This window comes from Pseudomonas khavaziana, assembly GCF_036704165.1.
GTDB classification, from domain to species: domain Bacteria; phylum Pseudomonadota; class Gammaproteobacteria; order Pseudomonadales; family Pseudomonadaceae; genus Aquipseudomonas; species Aquipseudomonas khavaziana.
On sequence record NZ_CP129946.1, the window covers coordinates 4187518 to 4210831 of the forward strand.

Annotated in this window: 22 protein-coding genes and 1 pseudogene; 14 read left to right on the forward strand and 9 right to left on the reverse strand. The window is 61.2% G+C overall.

What is annotated here, in order from left to right; genetic code table 11:
• From QYQ93_RS18425 to QYQ93_RS18440, 4 genes are all read left to right on the forward strand, one after another.
• Window positions 1-876, forward strand: a complete 876-nt coding sequence (locus tag QYQ93_RS18425) for an SMP-30/gluconolactonase/LRE family protein (RefSeq protein ID WP_338475210.1) — start codon at window positions 1-3, stop codon at window positions 874-876.
• A 51-nt stretch (window positions 877-927) separates the two neighbouring features.
• Window positions 928-1890, forward strand: coding sequence for a TRAP transporter substrate-binding protein (locus QYQ93_RS18430; RefSeq protein ID WP_217882438.1), 963 nt, complete (start codon window positions 928-930; stop codon window positions 1888-1890).
• Window positions 1891-1955: 65 nt separating this feature from the next.
• On the forward strand, window positions 1956-2483 hold the full coding sequence (locus tag QYQ93_RS18435) for a TRAP transporter small permease (RefSeq protein WP_043048734.1): 528 nt from the start codon (window positions 1956-1958) through the stop codon (window positions 2481-2483).
• Between the two features lie 2 nt (window positions 2484-2485).
• The gene (locus QYQ93_RS18440) at window positions 2486-3766 is read left to right on the forward strand and encodes a TRAP transporter large permease (protein ID WP_043048735.1); all 1281 of its coding nucleotides are present in this window, start codon (window positions 2486-2488) and stop codon (window positions 3764-3766) included.
• A 140-nt stretch (window positions 3767-3906) separates the two neighbouring features.
• On the opposite strand, the gene QYQ93_RS18445 is transcribed toward QYQ93_RS18440, so the two are convergent.
• The 6 genes from QYQ93_RS18445 to QYQ93_RS18470 all read right to left on the reverse strand — a co-directional run bounded on the left by QYQ93_RS18445 (window position 3907) and on the right by QYQ93_RS18470 (window position 10274).
• Window positions 3907-5058 (reverse strand): HlyD family secretion protein, encoded by a 1152-nt coding sequence (locus QYQ93_RS18445; RefSeq protein WP_043048736.1) that lies wholly within the window; start codon window positions 5056-5058, stop codon window positions 3907-3909.
• A complete protein-coding gene (locus tag QYQ93_RS18450; RefSeq protein ID WP_043048738.1) occupies window positions 5055-6701 on the reverse strand; it encodes an MFS transporter in 1647 nt (548 codons plus the stop codon). Before QYQ93_RS18450 ends, QYQ93_RS18445 begins: the two co-directional genes overlap by 4 nt.
• Before the next feature lie 227 nt (window positions 6702-6928).
• Window positions 6929-7195: a DUF6124 family protein gene (locus QYQ93_RS18455; RefSeq protein ID WP_338475211.1), complete on the reverse strand. Its 267-nt coding sequence runs from the start codon at window positions 7193-7195 to the stop codon at window positions 6929-6931.
• A 634-nt stretch (window positions 7196-7829) separates the two neighbouring features.
• Window positions 7830-8642, reverse strand: a complete 813-nt coding sequence (locus tag QYQ93_RS18460) for a sulfite exporter TauE/SafE family protein (protein WP_338475212.1) — start codon at window positions 8640-8642, stop codon at window positions 7830-7832.
• Window positions 8643-9887 (reverse strand): FAD/NAD(P)-binding oxidoreductase, encoded by a 1245-nt coding sequence (locus QYQ93_RS18465; protein ID WP_338475213.1) that lies wholly within the window; start codon window positions 9885-9887, stop codon window positions 8643-8645. It lies immediately after the preceding gene.
• 51 nt (window positions 9888-9938) lie between these two features.
• Entirely contained in the window at window positions 9939-10274 is a 336-nt protein-coding gene (locus QYQ93_RS18470; RefSeq protein WP_043048744.1) for an ArsR/SmtB family transcription factor, read from the reverse strand.
• A 94-nt stretch (window positions 10275-10368) separates the two neighbouring features.
• On the opposite strand from QYQ93_RS18470, the gene QYQ93_RS18475 reads away from it, so the two are divergent.
• Window positions 10369-11232 carry an MBL fold metallo-hydrolase gene (locus QYQ93_RS18475; RefSeq protein ID WP_043048745.1) on the forward strand — a complete coding sequence of 288 codons (864 nt, stop codon included), beginning with the start codon at window positions 10369-10371 and terminating at the stop codon, window positions 11230-11232.
• Window positions 11233-11353: 121 nt separating this feature from the next.
• Here the strand turns inward: QYQ93_RS18475 and bkdR are convergent, their stop codons facing one another.
• Complete coding sequence (bkdR, locus tag QYQ93_RS18480) at window positions 11354-11842, reverse strand: Bkd operon transcriptional regulator BkdR (protein ID WP_003174877.1); 489 nt, start codon at window positions 11840-11842, stop codon at window positions 11354-11356.
• Between the two features lie 195 nt (window positions 11843-12037).
• On the opposite strand from bkdR, the gene QYQ93_RS18485 reads away from it, so the two are divergent.
• The 5 genes from QYQ93_RS18485 (at window position 12038) to QYQ93_RS18505 (ending at window position 18201) form a co-directional block, all read left to right on the forward strand.
• A complete protein-coding gene (locus QYQ93_RS18485) occupies window positions 12038-13273 on the forward strand; it encodes a 3-methyl-2-oxobutanoate dehydrogenase (2-methylpropanoyl-transferring) subunit alpha (RefSeq protein WP_338475214.1) in 1236 nt (411 codons plus the stop codon).
• Window position 13274: 1 nt separating this feature from the next.
• Window positions 13275-14333, forward strand: coding sequence for an alpha-ketoacid dehydrogenase subunit beta (locus QYQ93_RS18490; RefSeq protein WP_005789444.1), 1059 nt, complete (start codon window positions 13275-13277; stop codon window positions 14331-14333).
• Window positions 14334-15602, forward strand: a complete 1269-nt coding sequence (locus QYQ93_RS18495; RefSeq protein ID WP_338475215.1) for a dihydrolipoamide acetyltransferase family protein — start codon at window positions 14334-14336, stop codon at window positions 15600-15602.
• 4 nt (window positions 15603-15606) lie between these two features.
• Complete coding sequence (gene lpdA / locus QYQ93_RS18500) at window positions 15607-16986, forward strand: dihydrolipoyl dehydrogenase (RefSeq protein ID WP_043048750.1); 1380 nt, start codon at window positions 15607-15609, stop codon at window positions 16984-16986.
• A gap of 195 nt (window positions 16987-17181) precedes the next feature.
• On the forward strand, window positions 17182-18201 hold the full coding sequence (locus QYQ93_RS18505) for a branched-chain amino acid aminotransferase (RefSeq protein WP_043048752.1): 1020 nt from the start codon (window positions 17182-17184) through the stop codon (window positions 18199-18201).
• 188 nt (window positions 18202-18389) lie between these two features.
• Here QYQ93_RS18505 and QYQ93_RS18510 read toward each other — a convergent pair.
• Window positions 18390-18488: pseudogene (locus tag QYQ93_RS18510) on the reverse strand (GNAT family acetyltransferase); the annotation flags it as partial.
• 226 nt (window positions 18489-18714) lie between these two features.
• Here QYQ93_RS18510 and QYQ93_RS18515 point away from each other — a divergent pair.
• Window positions 18715-18993, forward strand: a complete 279-nt coding sequence (locus QYQ93_RS18515) for a hypothetical protein (RefSeq protein WP_338475216.1) — start codon at window positions 18715-18717, stop codon at window positions 18991-18993.
• Between the two features lie 43 nt (window positions 18994-19036).
• Here QYQ93_RS18515 and QYQ93_RS18520 read toward each other — a convergent pair whose 3' ends face one another.
• Entirely contained in the window at window positions 19037-19933 is an 897-nt protein-coding gene (locus QYQ93_RS18520; RefSeq protein WP_338475217.1) for a GNAT family acetyltransferase, read from the reverse strand.
• 284 nt (window positions 19934-20217) lie between these two features.
• Between QYQ93_RS18520 and ctlX the strand changes: the two genes are divergently transcribed.
• The 3 genes from ctlX to QYQ93_RS18535 all read left to right on the forward strand — a co-directional run bounded on the left by ctlX (window position 20218) and on the right by QYQ93_RS18535 (window position 23208).
• Complete coding sequence (gene ctlX, locus QYQ93_RS18525; RefSeq protein WP_043048758.1) at window positions 20218-21144, forward strand: citrulline utilization hydrolase CtlX; 927 nt, start codon at window positions 20218-20220, stop codon at window positions 21142-21144.
• Between the two features lie 11 nt (window positions 21145-21155).
• Window positions 21156-22202 carry an ornithine cyclodeaminase gene (locus QYQ93_RS18530; RefSeq protein ID WP_043048760.1) on the forward strand — a complete coding sequence of 349 codons (1047 nt, stop codon included), beginning with the start codon at window positions 21156-21158 and terminating at the stop codon, window positions 22200-22202.
• Window positions 22203-22428: 226 nt separating this feature from the next.
• Entirely contained in the window at window positions 22429-23208 is a 780-nt protein-coding gene (locus tag QYQ93_RS18535) for an ABC transporter substrate-binding protein (RefSeq protein WP_043048762.1), read from the forward strand.
• Window positions 23209-23314: the final 106 nt, after the last annotated feature.

Consider the following 23314-nt stretch of genomic DNA (forward strand, 5'->3'; position numbering starts at 1 on the left):
ATGAGCGCTGAATTGATTGTCGACGCCCGCAACGCCGTGGGCGAATGCCCGGTGTGGGTGCCCGAAGAAAACGCCTTGTATTGGGTGGATATCCCCAACGGCGGCCTGCAACGCTGGGACGCCTCCACCGGCTACCTCAGCGCATGGAAGGCGCCACAAATGCTCGCCTGCATCGCACGCACTCAAGCGGGCAACTGGGTGGCAGGCATGGAAACCGGCTTCTTTGAGCTGACGCCCCACAATGACGGCAGCCTCGACACTAGGCTCTTGGCCGGTGTCGAACACCCGCGCCCGGACATGCGCTTGAACGACGGCCGCTGCGATCGCCAAGGCCGCTTCTGGGCGGGCAGCATGGTGCTGAACATGGGTTTGAACGCCGCTGAGGGCACTCTTTATCGCTATGCGTCTGGCACGGCGCCCTGTGCGCAGCTCGATGGTTTCATCACCCTCAACGGCCTGGCCTTCAGCCCCGATGGCCGCACAATGTATGCCTCTGATTCACACCCGTTGGTGCAGCAGATCTGGGCATTCGACTACGACATCGACACCGGCACGCCGTCCAACCGCCGGGTGTTTGTGGACATGCATGGTTTCCTCGGCAGGCCCGATGGTGCAGCTGTCGACGCGGATGGCTGTTACTGGATTTGCGCCAACGATGCCGGCCTGGTCCACCGTTTTACCCCGGACGGTCGCCTCGACCAGTCCCTCACCGTACCGATAAAAAAACCCACCATGTGCGCCTTCGGCGGCAGCCGCCTGGACACCCTGTACGTCACCTCGATCCGTGACGATGCGAGTGAACAGTCGCTGTCCGGCGGCGTATTCGCGCTCAACCCGGGCGTCAAGGGACTGGCCGAACCGCACTTCATCCTCTAGCTGTACTGCTGTGCCTTGAATACAACAATAACAAGACAGGAGTGACACCCCATGGACTTCAAACGCACCTTGCTCGCCGCCGCACTCATCACCCTCAGCAGCGCCGCCCACGCGCTGGAAATCAAATTCGCCGACATCCACCCCGCCGGCTACCCCACCGTGGTCGCCGAAGAAAACATGGGCAAGGCCCTGACGCAGCAAAGCAACGGCGAGCTGACCTTCAAGTATTTCCCGGGCGGAGTGCTCGGTTCCGAGAAGGAAGTGGTCGAACAGGCCCAGGTCGGCGCAGTCCAGATGACCCGCGTCAGCCTCGGCATCGTCGGCCCGGTGGTACCGGATGTGAACGTGTTCAACCTGCCGTTCGTATTCCGTGACCAGGCGCATATGCGCAAGGTCATCGATGGCGAGATCGGCGACGAAATCCTCGCCAAGATCACCAACTCCGAGTTCGGCCTGGTGGCCCTGGCCTGGATGGATGGCGGCACGCGCAACCTCTACACCAAGAAGCCGGTGCGCAAGATCGAAGACCTCAAGGGCATGAAGATCCGCGTGCAGGGCAACCCGTTGTTCATCGACGCCTTCAACGCCATGGGCGCCAATGGCATCGCCATGGACACCGGCGAAATCTTCAGCGCCTTGCAGACCGGGGTCATCGACGGCGCGGAAAACAACCCGCCGACCCTGCTGGAACATAACCACTACCAGACCGCCAAGTACTACACCCTTACCGAGCACCTGATTCTGCCCGAGCCTATCGTGATGTCGAAAATCACCTGGAACAAGCTCACGCCAGCGCAGCAGGACATGGTCACGCAAGCCGCCAAGGCCGCACAGGCCGACGAGCGCGTGCTGTGGGACAAGAAATCCGCCAGCAGCGAGGAAAAACTCAAGGCTGCCGGTGTCGAGTTCATCACGGTCGACAAAAAGCCCTTCTACGACGCCACCGCCCAGGTGCGCGCCAAGTACGGCGCACCTTATGCAGACATGATCAAGCGCATCGACGCCGTTCAATAACCTCCCAGCTCCTTGCATAAGGCCCGGCGCGGTCGGCATCGACGCGCCCGGTCACGGTGAACGCCATGAAGAATCTACTGCTGCGCATCAACGACCGTATCTACATGACCTGCATCTGGGTCGCCGGCCTCTCGGTCCTGGGGGTGGCGCTGATCATTCCCTGGGGCATCTTCGCCCGCTACATCCTCGGCACCGGTTCCAGCTGGCCGGAGCCCACCGCCATCCTGCTGATGCTGGTGTTCACCTTTATCGGCGCTGCCGCCAGTTACCGCGCCGGCGCGCACATGTCGGTGGCGATGGTCACCGACCGCCTGCCCCCCGCCCAACGCCGCATCGTCGGCATCTTCTCGCAATTGTTGATGGGCACCATCTGCCTGTTCATGACCCTCTGGGGCACCAAGCTGTGCCTATCGACCTGGAACCAGTTCATGAGCGCCATTCCCACCCTGCGCGTGGGCATCACGTACATGCCGATCCCCATTGGCGGTCTGCTGACCCTGATCTTTGTGGTGGAAAAACTCCTGCTCGGGGACCAGAGCAACCGGCGCGTTGTGCGCTTTGACCTGGTGGAAGAAAGCGAAGGGGCTGCCTGACTATGGACGCATTGATTCTGCTGGGCAGCTTTATCGCCCTGATCCTGATTGGCATGCCGGTGGCCTACGCCCTAGGGCTGTCGGCACTGATCGGCGCGTGGTGGATCGACATTCCCTTCCAGGCCTTGATGATCCAGGTGGCGGGCGGGGTGAACAAGTTTTCGCTGATGGCGATTCCGTTCTTCGTGTTGGCCGGTGCGATCATGGCCGAGGGCGGCATGTCGCGGCGCCTGGTGGCGTTTGCCGGGGTGCTGGTGGGCTTTGTGCGTGGCGGCCTGTCCCTGGTCAATATCATGGCCTCGACGTTTTTCGGCGCGATTTCCGGCTCGTCGGTGGCCGATACCGCTTCGGTCGGTTCGGTGCTGATCCCGGAAATGGAACGCCGTGGCTACCCGCGTGAGTTCGCCACGGCGGTGACTGTGAGTGGCTCGGTACAGGCACTGCTGACGCCGCCCAGCCATAACTCGGTGCTCTACTCCCTGGCCGCCGGCGGCACGGTGTCGATCGCCTCATTGTTCATGGCCGGCGTGGTGCCGGGCCTTCTAATGAGCGCATGCCTGATGGTGCTGTGCCTGATCTTCGCGAAAAAGCGCAACTACCCCAAAGGCGAAGTCATCCCGCTCAAGCAGGCGCTGAAAATCTGCGCTGATGCCCTTTGGGGACTGATGGCCATGGTGATCATCCTTGGCGGCATCTTGTCAGGCATCTTCACCGCCACCGAGTCCGCGGCCATCGCAGTGCTGTGGGCGTTCTTCGTCACCATGTTCATCTACCGCGACTACAAGTGGAGCGAACTGCCCAAGCTGATGCACCGCACGGTGCGCACCATTTCCATCGTGATGATCCTCATCGCCTTCGCCGCCAGCTTCGGCTACATCATGACCCTGATGCAGATCCCGGCGAAGATCACCACATTGTTCCTGACCCTGTCGGACAACCGCTACGTGATCCTGATGTGCATCAACGTCATGCTGCTGTTGCTCGGCACGGTAATGGACATGGCGCCGCTGATTTTGATCCTCACGCCGATCCTGATGCCGGTGATCCTCGGCATCGGCGTCGACCCGGTGCACTTCGGCATGATCATGCTGGTCAACCTCGGCATCGGCTTGATCACGCCTCCAGTGGGCGCGGTATTGTTCGTCGGCGCGGCGGTGGGCAAGGTCAGCATCGAAAAAACCGTGACCGCCCTGCTGCCGTTCTATGCGGTGCTGTTTCTGGTGTTGATCGCCGTCACCTACATCCCGGCGTTGTCGTTGTGGTTGCCACACTTGGTGCTGTAACCCGAACGTCAGAACAGAGGTGAGCAAATGTGGGAGGGGGCTTGCTCCCGATTGCGGTGTGACAGTCACTACAGATATGACTGATCCACTGCTATCGGGAGCAAGCCCCCTCCCACATTTTGTTCCGCATTGTGTCAGGGTCAGGGTGGTGAATTTTTCAGGCGCCCCGCAGTATCGATACTCACCACCACCGACAACCCCGGCCTCAACCGCTCACTCTCGGCCTGATCCGGGTCTACGGTAATCCTCACTGGCACGCGCTGGGCGATCTTGACGAAGTTGCCGGTGGCGTTGTCCGCCTGCAACAAGCTGAACTCGGACCCGGTTGCCGGTGAGATGTGCTGCACCGTGCCATGGAATTTGCGATGGTTCAGCGCGTCCACGGTGAAGGTCACCGGCTGGCCCACCTGCACATTGTCCATCTGGGTTTCTTTCATATTGGCGATCACCCACAGTTGCTTGGGCACCAGGGCCATCAATTGCGCGCCGGAATTGACGTAGGCGCCCAGACGCACGCCGATCTGCCCGAGCTGGCCGTCGCGGGGGGCGGTGATGCGGGTATTGGACAAATCGATCCGTGCCAGTTCCACCGCCGCCTCGGCACTCGCCACGGCTGCTTCCAGGGAGCCGCGGTTGACGATGACGGTCTGCAGGTCCTGGCGGGCAATTTCCAAGCTGGCCTGGGCCTGGGCCACGGCGGCGATGGTCTGGGCATTGGCGGCGCGGGTCACGTCCAGTTCGCGCTTGGACACAGAGCCGTCGCTGATCAGTTCTTCGTTGCGGCGCAAGTCAGCGGTGCTTTTGCGCGCCTGGGCCTGGCTATCGACCAACGCGGCCTGGCGCAGCTTGATGGTTGCTTCGGCGCTGTTGCGTTGCTGCACGACATTGGCCAGCGACGCCTTCTGCACCGCCAGTTGCGCCAAGGCCTGATCCAGGCGCTGCTTATAGATGCGGTCGTCCAGGCGCACCAGCAGGTCGCCGGCCTTCACATACTGGAAATCCTGCACCGGCACTTCGAATACATAACCGCTGAGCTGCGGGCCGATAATCGTCACCTGCCCGCGCACCAGGGCGTTCTCGGTAGTCTCCACCGCGCTGCTGAACGGTGGCAGCTGCCAGGCATACAGCACGATCAACACACCGATGATGGCAATCGCGGCAAAGCCCAGGGACGAGACGATACGCACCCGCAGGGAACGCGGCTCAGTCACCGTGGCTCCGGGGGGCGTGGTGCCTTCCGGGGTCGCGGCGATGGCGTTGGTGGTCGTGGTGGTAGAAGTCGGTTCGGTCATGAAGAAGCGCCGCTGGGTTGAACGGGAGGGGTTGCTGCCTTGGTGGTGCTCATCAACCACAGGCTGCGGGTAAAGATCCAAAGCATGGTCAGGATCGCGATAATCGCGATCAGCATGAAGACATCGTTGTAGGCCATGACGTTCGCCTCACGGGTGGCCGCCGTGGCCAGGCTGCGGATGCCCATGAGGTTGCGTAGCTCCGGGTCGGCGACGATCCCGCCATAGGCCGAACCGCCGCTCTGCACCCGCGCTGCCACACGTGGATCGATCAAGGTCAGGTGCTCGACGATCATGCTCGAGTGATACTTCTCGCGCACGATCTGGAAGGTGCCGAGCAAGGCCGCGCCAATCAGGCCGCCAAGGTTCTGGCAAATCCCGAACATCACCGAGAAGCTCACCAGGTTGCGTGGGTTGGTCAGCACGTTTTTGGTGCCCAGCACCATGGTCGGCCCGAGGAAGAACGTGCCGCCAAAGCCTAGCAGGAACTGGCTGATGTAGAGGTTTTGCGGGCGGGTCAGGTTGCTGGAGAAACTGTCCATCACCGAGCCTGTGGCCATCAGCGCCAGGGAAATCACCAGGGGCATCAGCAGGTGCGCCGGGTTGATCGTCAATGCGCTGACCACCAGCCCGGCGATCGCGCCGGCCAGCATCACCACATACAGGGTATGCATCTGCTGGTAGCTCATGTTGAGCATCTGCATGAACCCCACCGCACCGGTGGATTGCTCGGACAGCACCATACGGATCAGCACCACCGCCAAGGCCAGGCGAATCATCGCGCCGCTGCCCAGCCAGCGCGTCATCAGCATCGGGTTGCTGCGGTTATGCTCGATGGCCAACCCCGTCATGATCAGCACCAGGGAACAGGCCGAGGCCACGCCGATCCAGGGTGCTTCCAGCCACCAGTCGATACGCCCCAACGACAGCACCGCGCAGAGCAAGGCCACGCCGCTGGCGAGGATGGCGAAGGTGAGAAAGTCGAGTTTTTCAAAGGTCTTGAAGCGGTCGCCGGGTGGCAGCTTGAGCAGGAACACACAGCCCAGGCAGATCAAGGCCAGGCCCAATTCGAACAGGTATAGCCCGCGCCATTCGGCGATCTGCAGCAAGTCTTCGGAAAACAACCGCGCCAACGGTAACGCAAGCTGCGCGGTGCCCAAGCCGAGCACCAGGGCTTTCAAACGCCACTTGGCCGGGAACGCCTGGATCATGTAGTACAGGCCCAGTGAACTCAGCGCAGCGCCGACCATGCCATGGGCGGCGCGCACGGCAATGGCCGAGTTGAGGTCGTTGACGAACAAGTGCCCGAAGGTCACCAGCGCATAGAGCACCAGGAACACCTCGGTAAACGCGCGCAGGCCGAACTGCTGGCGAAATTTCACCAGCAGCAGGTTCATGCACACGTTGGTCATTACATAGGCGGCGGGCAACCAGGCCATTTCCGCAGTAGTCGCGCCGAGGGCGCCTTGCAGGTATTGCAGGTTGGCGATGACCAGGGCGTTACCCAGGCCACCGGTGATCGCCACCAGCACTCCGACCATCGCGTACAGCCAGCGCTTGTGGGTGGGGTGCAGCGGCGTCGACGGCGAACCGGGCAGGCTCGGGCGCTCGTGGGGCTGCCAGGTGTGGGGGGTGTATTTATCCATTCGGTGACCTTGGTGAGCCGACGCGCAAGGCCGGTAAATCCACTGCTTAGAGAACAGTAACCTGAGATACGTTCAGCTCGCCATGTCTCAAGCGTGCACGGTCAAAACTGTGGGAGGGGACCTGCCCCCGATAGCAGTGGCTCATTCGACAAATATTCAAGTGTTTCAACGCAATCGCCAGGAGCCCACTCCCACATCACTACTGCTTTGTATTAAGAACAAACGTCTTAAACTGGCGATCCGGCCACGGGAAACTCACGAGCCAGTGCAGCGTCTACCAACATCTGCGCCATTTCAACTGACTGCACCAGTGTCATCAATTGCTCGCGATGGACGCCAGACATATGTTCGCCAGCCTCATGAGCCGTTATGACAGCACTCTCAAGAATTTCACTGGCATTGCTCAGCGCATCTTCTGTACTCAGATCGGGACGCACGCAAAAAAGCGGATGTCCATCAGCCTGCTCTGGGGGATTGGGTGTAGGTTTTTTCACTATGAAGCTCCTGACATTAATGGAGCCACCACCCTCGTGACCAAACGAAAGGTGGTAGGCCGTACGCAGGTTGGTCAACCGGGATGTCAGGCACCCGGCGCACTCGAAAGTGCCCCGCGCACAGCCCACCATAAAGCACTATCGCAGGCACAAAAAAACGCCTGAAATACTACGTTTGGCGCTTGTGCGCCTGACATTGGACGGGTGACCAAACCCGATCACTGATTTTGCAGTGACGGGGCAAATCATAGACGGTGAACGGCATGGGTGCAACGGGCGGCAATGCACTCATCTCATAGCATCGGAAATGCCGAGATGATGCTATCGCAGCAATAACTTTGGCGTGGCCCTGAACCTGTGGCGAGGGAGCTTGCTCCCGATGGCGGCCTGACAGCCGACCAGGATGTTGAATCAGACCGAGTACACATCCGTTGCTGCGGTAACGGCCACTTAAGGTTACGCCCTTACGGCGTGCCACTTTTGTAAAAGCACAAAAGTAACCATGGGCCTGTCCCTGAGATCAAGATCAAAAGCCAGAGCAACAGCAACAGCAACAGCGCAAGAGCAAGCAGTTGTGTAGATACCTATGGCTATCGCAGGCAAGCCAGCTCACACATATGAACTAGAGTTCGAGTTAGGGTCGGAGAGCTGCGCTGAGTAACATCCCGACAGCCACCACTACACACAGGCTAGCAAACCCCACTTGCAAGGCCCGCGCGGGAATCACCGAACACAAGCGTCGTCCGGCCAGCATGCCGACGACGCTTGCGCCGATAAACACCCAGCCTACCGGCTCGATGCTAACCCCGGCATGAAACGCCCCCACCACGCCGATCAGCGAGAGCAGGCTGACCACCATCAACGAGGTCGCGACGATCCCACGCATCTGCACGTCGGTCAGTTGCTTGAACGCCGGCACGATCAGGAAGCCGCCGCCGACGCCAAGCAACCCCGAGACTGCGCCGGTCACCGCGCCCAATGCAGCCAGGGTGGCCGTGCATTTGGCCGTCCAGGCCAGGCGCCCGGTCTGCTGGTTGAGCATGCAGTTCTTCTGGCCCCACGAGGCCGAGCCATGGTCGCTTGGCCCGGCTTCGACTTTCTCGCGCCGCAACATGCGCCAAGCCACCAGCACCATCAAGGCGCTGAACAGGCCCATCAGCAGTTGCTCCGACAATTGGTGGGCGACGAACACGCCCAACGGCGAAAACAGCGCACCCAGCAATGCGATCAACAGCGCCGCGCGATAACGCACCAGCCCATGGCGCAAGCCATCAATCGCGCCCACTGCCGCCGCCGCGCCCACTGCGAGCAGTGACACCGGGGCCGCCTGGGTCATACTCAAGCCCAGCCCCAGCACCAGTGCCGGCACCCCTAGGATGCCGCCGCCGGCGCCGGTCAGGCCCATGACCAGGCCCATCAATACCCCCAGGATACTTGCCAGCAGCATTCAGTCCACCTTGCTCAGGCGGGTCAGCCACTCGCGGCCCTTGAGCATGCCGTTCCAGTAGAACCACGGCAGCAACGTGGCCTTGAGGAACCACATCGAGCGACGCGCCCGGGTCGGGTCGAGGGGAAAGGTCGGCAGCAGCTTGCCGCCGTAGCCGAACTCGGCGAGTACCACCTTGCCCTTCTCCACCGTCAGCGGGCAGGAGCCATAGCCGTCATACTTGAGCGGCAGCGGCGCCTGTTTGCGCAGGGCCAGCAGGTTCTCGGCCACCACCACGATCTGCTTGCGCACGGCGGCGGCGGTCTTGGCGTTGCTGGTGCCGCACACATCCCCCAGGCCGAAGATATGCGGGTAGCGCAGGTGCTGCAGGCTGTGGGGGTTCACCTCGCACCAGCCGGCGGCGTCGGCCAGCGGGCTCTGGCGGATAAAGTCCGGGGCCACCTGCGGCGGTACGACGTGCAACATATCAAAGGTTTTCTCTTCGACGTTCACCTTGCCTTCGGCGTCCTTCACTTCAAACCAGGCTGTGCGCGCCGGGCCGTCGACTTTCACCAGGTTGGAATTGAACGCCAGGCGCGCCTTGTATTTCTCGACGTATTCCATCAATGGCGGCACAAAGGTCGCTACGCCAAACAGCGCGGCGCCGGCCAGATTGAACTCGACGTCGATATTGTTGAGATTGCCCTGCTTGAGCCAGTGGTCGCACGACAGATACATGGCTTTCTGCGGCGCGCCGGCGCATTTGATCGGCATGGCCGGCTGGGTGAACAGTGCCTTGCCGCCCTTGAGTTGCTGCACCAGTTGCCAGGTGTAGGCGGCATGCTCATAGCTGTAGTTGGAGGTCACGCCGTGGCGGCCGAGGGTGTCTTGAAGGCCCTCGATTTTCTCCCAGGCCAGGCGCAGGCCGGGGCAGACGATCAGGTTGTTCCAGGTCACGCGCTGGCCGCTGTCGAGCACCAGCGTTTGCTCGTCGGGCAGCAGTTCGCTGACGGCGGCCTGCACCCAACTGACGCCGTTGGGCAATACGTCGGCCAGAGGGCGGCGGGTCTTTGCCAGGTCGTAGGCGCCACCGCCCACCAGGGTCCAGGCCGGCTGGTAACAGTGGTAGTCGTTGGGTTCGATCAGGGTGATGTTCAGGTGCGGGTCGCGCTTGAGCAGGCTGGCCAACAGGCCGATGCCTGCCGAGCCGGCGCCGATGACGACGATATCGCCACTGATGGTGGGTCCCCAGTGTTGTTCGGTCATTGTCTACTGCCTTTTTGAGTCAATGCACACAAGGGTCGCTGCCGGATGGCGTCACGCCCAGCTTTTTATGACCGCGCCGCAATACAGGCCGGACAGGGTCTTCATTACTTGAATCACTTCGTGGCTGGCCAGACCGTAGAAAATGTATTTGCCTTCACGACGGGTTGCGACCAGCCCTTCATCGCGCAGGATGCCCAACTGTTGGGACAGGGTGGGCTGGCGCACGCCGGTCAGGGCTTCCAGCTCGCCGACGTTACGCTCGCCCTGGGTCAACTGGCACAGGATCAACAGCCGGTCTTCATTGGCCAGGGCCTTGAGCAGGCAACAGGCCTTGGACGCCGACGCACGCAACTGGGCGACTTCGCCCTCACTCAAGGTAGATTCCATTTGCTTCGGGTCCTTTATGTCACTTAAGCTCAAGACATTATGTTTAAACATAAACTGATTGTAACCACTTTTTTCTTCATCGGGGACAGCCGCCATGCCAGCGTTGATTCAAGCCTTTCTGGATGACGCATCGTCGACCTACACCTATATCGTCTATGAAGCGGATGGCGGCCCCTGCGCCATTGTCGACTCGGTGCTCAATTACGACCCGGCGTCCGGGCGTACCGACACCGCCCAGGCTGACAAGGTCATTGCCTTTGTGCGCGAGCACGGCTTGCAGGTGCAGTGGTTGCTCGAAACCCACGCCCATGCCGACCACCTGTCCGCCGCGCCCTACCTTCGTCGCACGTTGGGCGGCAAGATCGCGATCGGCGAGTCGATCAGCAAGGTACAAGGCGTATTCAAGCACCTGTTCAACCTGGAGCCGGAATTTCGCGTCGACGGTTCGCAGTTCGATCACCTGTTTGCGCCGGATGAAATCTTTCATATCGGCGGTTTGAAAGCCCAGGCCCTGCATGTGCCGGGACACACCCCGGCCGACATGGCCTACTTGATCGACGGCCGCTTGATCCTGGTGGGCGACACGCTGTTCATGCCCGACGTCGGCACCGCCCGCTGCGATTTTCCCGGCGGCGATGCGCGGCAGTTGTACGCGTCGATGCGCAAGCTGCTGGCGTTCCCCTCGGATACCAAGCTGTATGTGTGCCATGACTATCCGCCTGAAGGGCGTGAGGCCAAGTGCCTGACCACCGTGGCGGAACAACGGGCGGGGAATATCCATGTGCATGATGGGGTGGATGAAGCGACGTTTGTAGAGATGCGCACCACCCGTGATGCCGGGCTGGGCATGCCGACGCTGTTGCTGCCGGCGATCCAGGTGAATGTGCGGGCGGGGAACATGCCGCCAGCGGAAGAAAACGGCGTGACCTACCTGAAGATCCCTCTCAACCAACTGTGAAAATACAGTAAAAAATGTGGGAGGGGGCTTGCTCCCGATAGCAGTGGATCAGCTACACATACGTTGACTGACGCACCGCTATCGGGAGCAAGCCCCCTCCCACATTTGGTCCTGTGTTGAATCAGGAACCGAGGCTGATGCCATTGGCCGGCAATGGCAGTGCGGTTTTGTAGCGCACTTGCTTTAACGCAAAGCTGGAGCGAATGTTCGCCACCCCCGGCACCTTGGTCAAAAAGTCCATCATGAAACGCTCCAGCGACTGGATCGTCGGCACCAGCACGCGGATCAGATAATCCGGATCGCCCGCCATCAGGTAGCACTCCATCACTTCCGGCCGGTCGGAGATCGCCCCTTCGAATTGCTGCAATGCCAGCTCGTTCTGCTTTTCCAGGCTCACGTGGATGAACACATTGACGTGCAGCCCCAACAGGTCGGCATCCAGCAGCGTGACCTGCTCACGAATCAGGCCCAGCTCTTCCATGGCCTTGACCCGGTTGAAGCACGGCGTCGGCGACAGGTTGACCGAGCGGGCCAGGTCGGCGTTGGTGATCCGGGCATTCTCCTGTAGGGCGTTGAGAATGCCGATATCGGTACGGTCCAGTTTGCGCATGAGACAAAATCACCTGCTTATTATGTTTATGCAGTTTTTTTATCCTCAAATGGCTCTGAGCGCAATGAAACACAGATAAATATTCTTCTACGCCACGCCTATGATTGTTGTAGGACAGGATTTCTTCTACCCGAAGACTGACTGTCAGCTAGCGCGCCCACTACAAGAAATTCACAAGATAGAGCGTAGAAAGCCATGACCCAGCCGTATGCACCGCTGCGCCTGCACGTTCCCGAACCCTCGGGCCGCCCAGGCTGCAAGACCGACTTCACCTACCTGCGCCTGACCGACGCAGGCCTGGTACGCAAACCCGCCATCGACGTAGAACCGGCCGACACCGCCGACCTGGCCAAGGGCCTGATCCGCGTGCTCGACGACCAGGGCCAGGCACTGGGCCCGTGGGCCGAAGGCGTGCCTGTCGAGATCATGCGCAGCGGTATGCGCGCCATGCTCAAGACGCGCATCTTCGACAACCGCATGGTGGTCGCCCAACGTCAGAAAAAGATGTCGTTCTATATGCAAAGCCTTGGCGAGGAAGCCATCGGCAGCGCCCAGGCCCTGGCCTTGAACATCGACGACATGTGCTTCCCCACCTATCGCCAGCAAAGCATCCTGATGGCCCGCGATGTGCCGCTGGTGGACCTGATCTGCCAACTGCTGTCCAACGAGCGTGACCCGCTCAAGGGCCGCCAGTTGCCGATCATGTATTCGGTCAAGGACGCCGGTTTCTTCACTATTTCAGGCAACCTTGCCACCCAGTTCGTCCAGGGCGTGGGCTGGGGCATGGCCTCGGCGATCAAGGGCGACACCAAGATCGCCTCGGCCTGGATCGGCGACGGCGCCACGGCTGAATCAGACTTCCACACCGCCCTCACCTTCGCCCACGTCTACCGTGCGCCGGTGATACTCAACGTGGTCAACAACCAATGGGCTATCTCCACCTTCCAGGCCATCGCCGGCGGTGAAGCCACCACCTTCGCCGGACGCGGCGTCGGTTGCGGCATCGCCTCCCTGCGCGTGGACGGCAACGACTTTATCGCGGTGTACGCAGCCTCGGCCTGGGCTGCCGAGCGTGCGCGCCGCAACCTTGGGCCAACCCTGATCGAATGGGTCACCTACCGCGCCGGCCCGCACTCCACCTCCGATGATCCATCAAAATACCGCCCCGCCGACGACTGGAGCCACTTCCCGTTGGGCGACCCGATTGCCCGCCTCAAGCAGCACCTGATCAAGATTGGCCAGTGGTCTGAAGAGGAACACGCGGCGGTCAGTGCCGAACTTGAAGCCGAAGTGGTCAAGGCGCAGAAGCAAGCCGAGCAGTACGGCACCCTGGCCGGCGGACAGATCCCAAGCGCCGCGACCATGTTCGAGGACGTCTATAAAGAGATGCCGGAGCATTTGAAGCGCCAGCGTCAGCAGTTGGGGGTGTGACATGAACGACCACAACAACAGCATCGAACTGGAAACCGCCATGACCACCACCACCATGACCATGATCCAGGCCCTGCGCTCGGCCATGGATGTGATGCTTGAACGTGACGACAACGTGGTGGTGTTCGGCCAGGACGTCGGTTATTTCGGCGGCGTGTTCCGCTGCACCGAAGGTCTGCAGACCAAGTACGGCAGCTCGCGGGTATTCGACGCACCGATCTCGGAAAGCGGCATCGTCGGTGTCGCGGTGGGCATGGGTGCTTACGGCTTGCGCCCGGTGGCTGAAATCCAGTTCGCCGACTACGTCTACCCCGCCACCGACCAGATCATCTCCGAAGCGGCACGCCTGCGCTATCGTTCGGCCGGCCAGTTCACTGCGCCCCTGACCATGCGCATGCCCTGCGGCGGCGGCATCTACGGCGGCCAGACCCACAGCCAGAGTATCGAAGCGGTGTTCACCCAGGTCTGCGGCCTGCGCACAGTGATGCCGTCCAACCCCTATGACGCCAAGGGCCTGCTGATCGCCTCCATCGAGAACGATGACCCGGTGATTTTTCTCGAGCCCAAGCGCCTGTACAACGGCCCGTTCGACGGCCACCACGACCGCCCGGTAACGCCGTGGTCAAAACACCCGCAAGCCCAGGTACCGGATGGTTACTACACCGTACCGCTGGACGTGGCCGCCATTGTGCGCCCGGGTTCGGCCGTGACCGTGCTGACCTACGGCACCACCGTGTATGTGTCGCAAGTTGCCGCCGAAGAAACCGGCATCGACGCCGAAGTCATCGACCTGCGCAGCCTGTGGCCGCTGGACCTGGAAACCATCGTCAAGTCGGTGAAAAAGACCGGTCGTTGCGTGGTGGTGCATGAAGCCACGCGCACCTGCGGCTTTGGTGCCGAGCTGGTGTCGCTGGTGCAAGAGCATTGCTTCCACCACCTGGAAGCGCCGATCGAGCGCGTCACCGGTTGGGACACTCCCTACCCGCACGCGCAGGAGTGGGCGTATTTCCCAGGCCCGTCCCGAGTGGGCGCGGCGTTGAAGCGGGTCATGGAGGTCTGAATGGGCACGCACGTTATCAAGATGCCGGACATCGGCGAAGGCATCGCGGAAGTTGAATTGTCGCAATGGCATGTAAAGGTCGGCGACCTGGTGGTTGAAGACCAGGTGCTGGCGGATGTAATGACCGACAAGGCGATGGTGGATATTCCCTCGCCGGTCCACGGCAAGGTGATTTCCCTCGGCGGCGAGCCGGGTGAAGTCATGGCGGTGGGCAGTATTTTGATCAGCATTGAAGTGGAAGGCGCGGGCAATACCAAGGATGTGCCGGCGGCCGCCGAACCGGTAAAGACCGCGCCTGTGGCCGAAGCCAAACCGGCACCGGCACCGGCATCGGTAGAAAACAAATCCGCGCCTGCCGTGAAAGCGCCGCAAGCACCCGTGGCCCGTGAAGCCAGTGAACGCCCCTTGGCCTCCCCCGCCGTGCGCAAGCACGCGCTGGATGCCGGGATTCAACTGCGCTTGGTCCAGGGCACGGGCCCGGCGGGCCGAATCCTGCACGAAGACCTGGAGGCGTACCTGCAGCAGGGACCGGCCGCCGGTGCGAGTGCAGTTAACCCTTACACCGAGCGCAATGACGAACACCAGATCCCGGTGATCGGCATGCGTCGCAAGATCGCCCAGCGCATGCAGGACGCCACCCGCCGCGCCGCGCATTTCAGCTATGTGGAAGAAATCGACGTCACCGCCCTCGACGAGTTGCGCGTGCATCTCAATGAGAAGCACGGTGCCACACGCGGCAAGCTGACCCTGCTGCCGTTCATCGTGCGCGCCATGGTGGTGGCGCTGCGCGAGTTCCCGCAGATCAACGCCCGCTATGACGACGAAGCCCAGGTCATCACCCGCCTCGGCGCGGTGCATGTGGGCGTCGCTACCCAGAGCGACGTGGGCCTGATGGTGCCAGTGGTACGCCACGCCGAAGCCCGCAGCCTGTGGGGCACTGCCGAAGAAATCGCCCGTTTGGCCAACGCTGCACGCACGGGCAAGGCCAGCCGTGATGAGCTGTCCGGTTCGACCATCACCCTGACCAGCCTTGGCGCCTTGGGCGGCATCGTCAGCACGCCGGTATTGAACCTGCCGGAAGTGGCCATCGTCGGCGTCAACCGTATCGTCGAACGGCCGATGGTGATCAAGGGCCAGATCGTGGTGCGCAAAATGATGAACCTCTCCAGCTCCTTCGATCACCGCGTGGTCGACGGCATGGACGCGGCGCAATTCATCCAGGCCATCCGCGGCCTGCTCGAACAACCCGCCAGCCTGTTCCTGGAGTAAAGGCATGACTCAGACATTGCACACCACGCTGCTGATTATCGGCGGCGGCCCCGGCGGTTATGTGGCGGCAATTCGCGCCGGTCAGCTGGGTATCCCCACCCTCCTGGTGGAAGGCCAGGCACTGGGCGGCACCTGCCTGAACATCGGCTGCATCCCGTCCAAGGCGCTGATCCATGTGGCCGAGCAGTTCCAGCAAACCGTGCACCATAGCCAGGGCTCGCAGCTGGGCATTGAAGTGGATGTACCGACTTTGGACATCCGCAAGAGCGTGGAATGGAAAGACGGTATCGTCGACCGCCTGACCACCGGTGTTGCCGCGCTGCTGAAAAAACACAAGGTGCAGGTGATCCACGGGTGGGCCAAGGTGGTCGACGGCAAGACCGTCGAGGTGGGCGACCAGCGTATCCAGTGCGAGCACCTGCTGTTGGCCACTGGTTCGAAAAGCGTCAACCTGCCGATGCTGCCGATTGGCGGGCCAATTATCTCGTCCACCGAAGCCCTGGCACCAACCCGCGTGCCCAAGCGCCTGATCGTGGTGGGTGGTGGTTATATCGGCCTGGAACTGGGCATTGCCTATCGCAAGCTCGGTGCCGAAGTGAGTGTGGTCGAGGCCCAGGAACATATCCTGCCCGCCTACGATGCCGAGCTGACCTTACCGGTGGCCGAGTCCCTGAAGAAACTCGGGGTGAAGCTTTACCTTGGGCACACTGTCACCGGCTTTGCCGACAACCAACTGCAAGTGCGCGCGCCCGACGGCGACGCGCTTGCGCTGGACACCGACCAGGTGCTGGTGGCCGTGGGCCGCAAGCCAAACACCCAGGGCTGGAATCTCGAAGCGCTGAACCTGGACATGAACGGCGCGGCGATCAAGATCGACAGCCGCTGCCAGACCAGCATGCGCAATGTGTATGCCATCGGCGACCTCAGCGGCGAACCGATGCTGGCGCACCGGGCCATGGCCCAGGGCGAGATGGTTGCCGAACTGATCAGCGGTAAAACCCGTGAATTCAACCCGGCGGCGATTCCGGCGGTGTGCTTTACCGACCCGGAGCTGGTGGTAGTCGGCAAGACCCCGGACGACGCCAAGGCCGCCGGCCTGGACTGCATCGTGTCGAACTTCCCGTTCGCCGCCAACGGCCGGGCCATGACCCTGGAGTCCAAAGCCGGCTTCGTGCGGGTGGTGGCGCGACGTGACAATCACCTGATTGTCGGTTGGCAAGCCGTGGGGGCCGGGGTGTCCGAGCTGTCCACCGCCTTTGGCCTGAGCCTGGAAATGGGCGCGCGCCTGGAGGATGTGGCCGGCACCATTCACGCCCATCCGACCCTGGGTGAAGCGGTGCAGGAAGCGGCGTTGCGGGCGTTGGGGCATGCGTTGCATTTATAAATGACACAACACTTGTAGGAGCGAGCTTGCTCGCGAAAATCGTCAAGGATAACGCGTGCAACCCGGTTAAACGCGGCGCCCTTATGTTCTTCGCGAGCAAGCTCGCTCCTACAAGGGATGCGAACAGCCCTGCGAATGCAGTATTGTTGCTCCCATCCAGAAAAAAAACCGACTTGACCAGAGATAGAGGGTGTCATGGGTAACGAAAGCATCAATTGGGACAAGCTGGGTTTTGACTACATCAAGACCGACAAGCGGTTTCTCCAGGTCTGGAAAAACGGCGAATGGCAGGAAGGCACCCTGACCGACGACAACGTGCTGCACATCAGCGAAGGTTCCACCGCCCTGCATTATGGCCAGCAGTGCTTCGAGGGCCTGAAAGCCTATCGTTGCAAGGACGGTTCGATCAACCTGTTCCGCCCGGACCAGAACGCTGCGCGCATGCAGCGCAGCTGCGGCCGCCTGCTGATGCCGCAAGTACCGACCGAAGCCTTCATCGACGCCTGCAAGCAAGTGGTCAAGGCCAACGAGCGCTTCATCCCGCCGTACGGCAGCGGCGGTGCGCTGTACCTGCGCCCGTTCGTGATCGGCACCGGTGACAACATCGGCGTGCGCACTGCACCGGAGTTCATCTTCTCGGTGTTCTGCATCCCGGTCGGTGCCTACTTCAAGGGCGGCCTGGTGCCGCACAACTTCCAGATCTCCGGTTACGACCGCGCCGCGCCGCAAGGCACCGGTGCCGCCAAGGTCGGTGGCAACTACGCCGCCAGCCTGATGCCGGGTTCGGAAGCGAAGAAATTCGGCTTCGCCGACGCGATCTACCTGGACCCGATGACCCACTCGAAAATCGAAGAAGTCGGCTCGGCCAACTTCTTCGGGATCACCCACGACAACCAGTTCATCACGCCGAAGTCGCCTTCGGTACTGCCAGGCATCACCCGCCTGTCGCTGATCGAACTGGCCCAGACCCGCCTGGGCCTGGAAGTGGTTGAGGGCGAAGTGTTCATCGACAAGCTGGACCAATTCAAGGAAGCCGGCGCCTGCGGTACCGCGGCGGTGATCTCGCCGATCGGCGGCATCCAGTACAACGGCAAGCTGCACGTGTTCCACAGCGAGACCGAAGTCGGCCCGATCACCCAGAAGCTCTACAAAGAGCTCACCGGTGTGCAGACCGGTGACGTGGAAGCGCCAGCGGGTTGGATCGTCAAGGTATAAGCCAGCGACACCGCAATACCCTGTGGGAGGGGGCTTGCTCCCGATGGCGGCAGGTCAGTCAACATTTTCATCGACTGACACTCCACTATCGGGAGCAAGCCCCCTCCCACATTGGATCTCCAGTATTTTCAGGATTGAGGGATATTTCCGACAATCTTCTTGCTCATACTGATCCTCGGCTCCACCCCCTACCCCAACGCGTCGTAGAACCCCACCACTACGTCATTGCCGCCAGTGACCTGCAGGTTGATCTTCATGCAGCCCAGCGCCGTCACCGCCTGCTCGGCAGGTTATGCGTCGCGCCATGCTGATCGTTCCCACGCTCCGCGTCATCTGCCGACATTTAAGTTGTCCGGCGGGACGCGGAGCGCCCCTGGCGGCATTCCCACGCAGAGCGTGGGAACGATCAACTGTAAATGCATCCACCCTGTCAAGTTTGACAGTAGAGATGCGCGGGGATCGAGATTATAAATGCAGAGGCTGGATTCTCACCAAACCTCAAGGAGACACCTCATGGGCAAATTTATCATTCACCTCACGACAGATGACTTCGAAGGTGACGCAAGCAAAGAAATATTGATGGAAGTATTGAATGCCCCCAACGATCCCGACCCTCTTCTGGTGTATGCCAGTTCCAGCGAAAAAAATGGTTTTTATGACCGTTCCTCAAGCCCGGGGGATGCCGACGGTGACGGCGATGTCGAAGGGGATATTGACGACAAGATCCTGTTTCTGAACTTGGCGAATGCTTTTGCGGCAATGAAAGGCTATACCGCGAAGCGGAAAAAATAAGCGTAAGCCTTAAAGGCTAGACGGATGATCAGATTGCTGTCGGTCATCTACTCTGTCCTGGAATACACTCAACGATCCTCTTACCCATACTGATCCTCGGCTCCACCCCATACCCCAGCGCCTCATAAAACCCCACCACCACGTCATTGCCGCCGGTGATCTGCAGGTTGATCTTCATGCAGCCCAACGCCGTCAACGCCTGCTCGGCATGGCGCACCAGCGACGATCCCAAACCATGGCGACGATAGTCGGCATGCACAGCCACGGAGTACAGCCAGCCACGGTGACCGTCATAGCCGGCGAGTATCGTGCCGATCACGGCTTTCTTCTCGGTGGCGACGAAGAACAACCCATCGCTGACCGCCAGCTTCTTGTCAATCGCCAGACTCGGCAGGTTATGCGCGGTGTCATAGCCAAACGCCTCCTGCCATAACTCGATCACTTGGGTACGGTGCTGACGGTCTCGATAAGGGCCGATGGGATGTCGTGACAGCAGCGCCTTTTCCATCACCAGCGTGCGCTCGTTGCCATGGTAGACATCGCGCACGGTATGAAAACCCAGCTTGGTATAGAAGGGCTCCGCAGTCAGTGAGGACGGCACGCTGAGTATCGTCACGCCCGACTCCCGGGCGCGCAGTTCGATCTCGATCATCAACAATCGGCCAATGCCCTGCCCTTGCAGCGCTGGGTTGACGAATACCGAGCGCACCACATTGCCATCCAGTGCGGCCGTAGCGACGATCAATTGATCCTGAGTCGCCACCAACACCACCCGCCGCTGGAGCAACGCCAGTACAGCGTCGGGGGTGAAGTTGCTGGCAACCCGCGCAATCACATCCGCGGGGTAATCACCTGCGTTGCTGCTGTGCAGCGCAGCCAGGATGACTTGGCTGATGCCCTCGGCATCTGAAGGTTGGGCAAGGCGAACAGCGGTAGACATGGCTCCTCCTGGCGGACACAACAATAACAATCACCACAATACCAATGTGGGAGCTGGCTTGCCTGCGATAGCGGCGGGCCAGCCAGATTAATGGGGCTGACACACCGCTATCGCAGGCAAGCCAGCTCCCACAGTTTGATTGCATTTCAAGTTAGCAGCTGATTCGGCTGCGTCACTCCCCTTTTCAGCTTTCCCGGCTGAGCCGCCCTACTGTTTCAGCCGGGATCCTCCCCGCACAACGCACAAAATAGCGCTACAAGATCACCCCATGGACCCGTGCCCCCATGCAAACCACCAACACCGTCCTGATGATCCGCCCGGCGCGCTTTGCCTTCAACCCGGACACCGCGATCAACAACCGTTTTCAACGCCCGCCGCTGGACCCGCTCAGTGCACAGCACAAAGCGCTGGAAGAGTTCGACGGCTATGTCGACACCCTGCGCAATCACGGGGTGGAAGTGCTGGTGGTGCAGGACACCCCGGCGCCCCACACCCCGGACTCGATCTTCCCCAACAACTGGTGGAGCAGCCACGCCGACGGTAGCCTGGTGCTCTACCCCATGGAGGGCCAGAACCGTCGATTGGAGCGCAACAAGGGCGTGTTGCAAGTCTTGGAGCAACGCTTTGCGATCAACACCACCATCGACCTCAGCCACCTGGAACAACAGAATATCTTCCTGGAAGGCACCGGCAGCATGGTGCTCGACCGCCAGCACCGCATCAGCTACGCCTGCCATTCGGGGCGCACCCACTACGCGGCGCTGCGCCAGTTTGCCGAACGCCTCGACTACCAGCTCTGCGTATTCCATGCCCTCGACCGCCACCACGCACCGATCTATCACAGCAACGTGATGATGAGCGTCGGTCGCGACCTCGCGGTGGTGTGCCTGCAAGCCCTGCCCGATGAAAGCGAGCGCCTGACGTTGGAGCGCTCACTGCGCGACACCGGCAAAGACATCCTCGCCCTCGACTTCGACCAGTTGGAAGCCTTTGCCGGCAACATGCTCGAAGTCCACGACCGTGACGGCCAGCCACTGCTGGTGATGTCCGCCAGCGCCTGGGGCGCGCTGCATCCGGCGCAGCGCCAGCACGTGGAGCGCCACACGCGGCCGGTGGTGGTGAATATCGACAACATCGAACGCATCGGCGGCGGCAGTGCCCGCTGCATGCTGGCCGAAGTGCATCTGCCGGCCCGTCCCTCATTTCAATAAGGAGTCTTGCCATGACCCGTTATATCGACGTCAACGACCTCAGCTACCTGGTTTCGCAGAAAGGCCTGCAAACCTGCATCACCGAGATGGCCGACTACATTCGCGCCGACTACCTGCGCTGGCAGGATTTCGAAAAGTGCGCGCGCCTGGCCAACCATTCACCGGATGGCGTGATCGAGCTGATGCCGGTGTCCGACGCTTCGCTATATGCCTTCAAATACGTCAACGGCCACCCGAAAAACACCCTGGCGGGCATGCTCACGGTGATGGCTTTCGGCGCTCTGGGCGATGTGGACACCGGCAAACCGGTGCTGCTGGCGGAAATGACCCTGACCACGGCGATCCGCACCGCCGCCACCTCGGCCCTGGTCGCCCGCTACCTGGCCCGTGCCGACAGCCGCAGCATGGCGCTGATCGGCAACGGCTGCCAGAGCGAGTTCCAGGCCCTGGCTTTCCACGCCATGCTCGGCATTACTGAAATCCGCCTGTTCGATATCGACCCCAAGGCCACCGCCAAGCTCGCCGCCAACCTCAAGGCGTTTCCGGCGATCAAGGTGATCCTGGCCGGCAGCGTCGCCGAAGCGGTCAAAGGCGCGGATATCGTCACCACCGTCACCGCCGACAAGGCCTACGCCACCATCCTGACGAACGAGATGATCGAGCCCGGCATGCACCTCAACGCCGTGGGCGGCGACTGCCCAGGCAAAACCGAGCTGGACCGCCGCATCGTTGAGCGCGCCCGCGTGATCGTCGAGTACGAACCACAAAGCCGTATCGAAGGCGAGATCCAGCACATGCCGGAAGACTCGCCAGTCACCGAGCTGTGGCAGGTGATCAACGGCCAGAAACCCGGCCGCGAGAATGAGCGCCAAGTCACCCTGTTCGACTCGGTGGGTTTTGCCATCGAAGACTATTCGGCATTGCGCTATGTGCTGGACGTGGCCAAGGCCCTTGATATAGGCAGCGAACTGGAACTGGTACCCGACCTGGCCGACCCGAAAGACCTATTTGCCCGCCTGGCCCAGCAGCCGGTCGCACAGCACAAAAAGCGCGCCTGAGACCGCTCTGGCCTGCCGCTTTGCGCCAAGGGCAGGCCAGATTTGCAGAGGCAAAAAGCCGATTCAGCGGGTGCTGCAGCCGATTCCGCTGCATTGCAGGTTTTAACAGCGCAATTTGCGCTTTGCACACCGGGTAAACGACACAAAAAACGCACCATCATGAAGCATTCTCTGCTCCCAGTTATTCACTGCCCTGACATCAATTACAAAATAAAGGGACCTCCACATGACTCCACTGCGATCACTCTTCGCTGCCTTGCTGTTGCCACTGTGCGCCACCGCCGCCCACGCCCAGGATTGGAAAGAAATCCGCTTCGGCGTGTTCCCCGAATACCCGCCCTTCGAATCCGTAGCCGCCGACGGTAGCCTGCAAGGCTTCGATATCGAGCTGGGCAACGCCATCTGCGCCAAGCTCGAAGTCAAGTGCACTTGGGTGCACAATGAATTCGACGGCATGATCCCGGCCCTGCGGGCGCGCAAGTTCGACGCGATCATGTCGTCCATGGCGGTGACCCCGGCCCGGGAAAAAGTCATCGATTTCACCGATCGGCTGTTCCTCAGCCCGACCTCGGTGATCACTCGCAAAGGCGCGGACTTCGGCGACACGCCCGAATCGCTCAACGGCAAGCAAGTCGGCGTATTGCAAGGCTCGCTGCAGGAGGCCTATGCGCGGGCGCACCTGGCCAAGCTTGGCGCGCAGATCAAGGCGTACCAATCCCAGGAGCAGAACTACGCCGACCTGCAGAACGGTCGCCTCGACGCTACCTTGACCGACAAGCTCGAAGCCCAGCTCAACTTTCTGTCCAAGCCCGAAGGCGCCGACTTCAAGACCGGCCCGGCCTTCAAGGACCCGACCCTGCCCCTGGACATCGCCATGGGCCTGCGCAAGAACGACCAGGCATTGCGTGAGCTGATCAACAAGGGCATCGCCGCCGTCCAGGCCGATGGCACCTACGCGCAGATCCAGAAGAAATACTTCGGCGATCAAGATATCTACAACGAGTAACCAAGCCATCGCCTGCCCTGTGGAAGAAGCTTGTGTGGGAGGGGGCTTGCTCCCGATAGCAGTGTGTCAGTCACTGAAAATATTGACTGAGCTACGGCTATCGGGA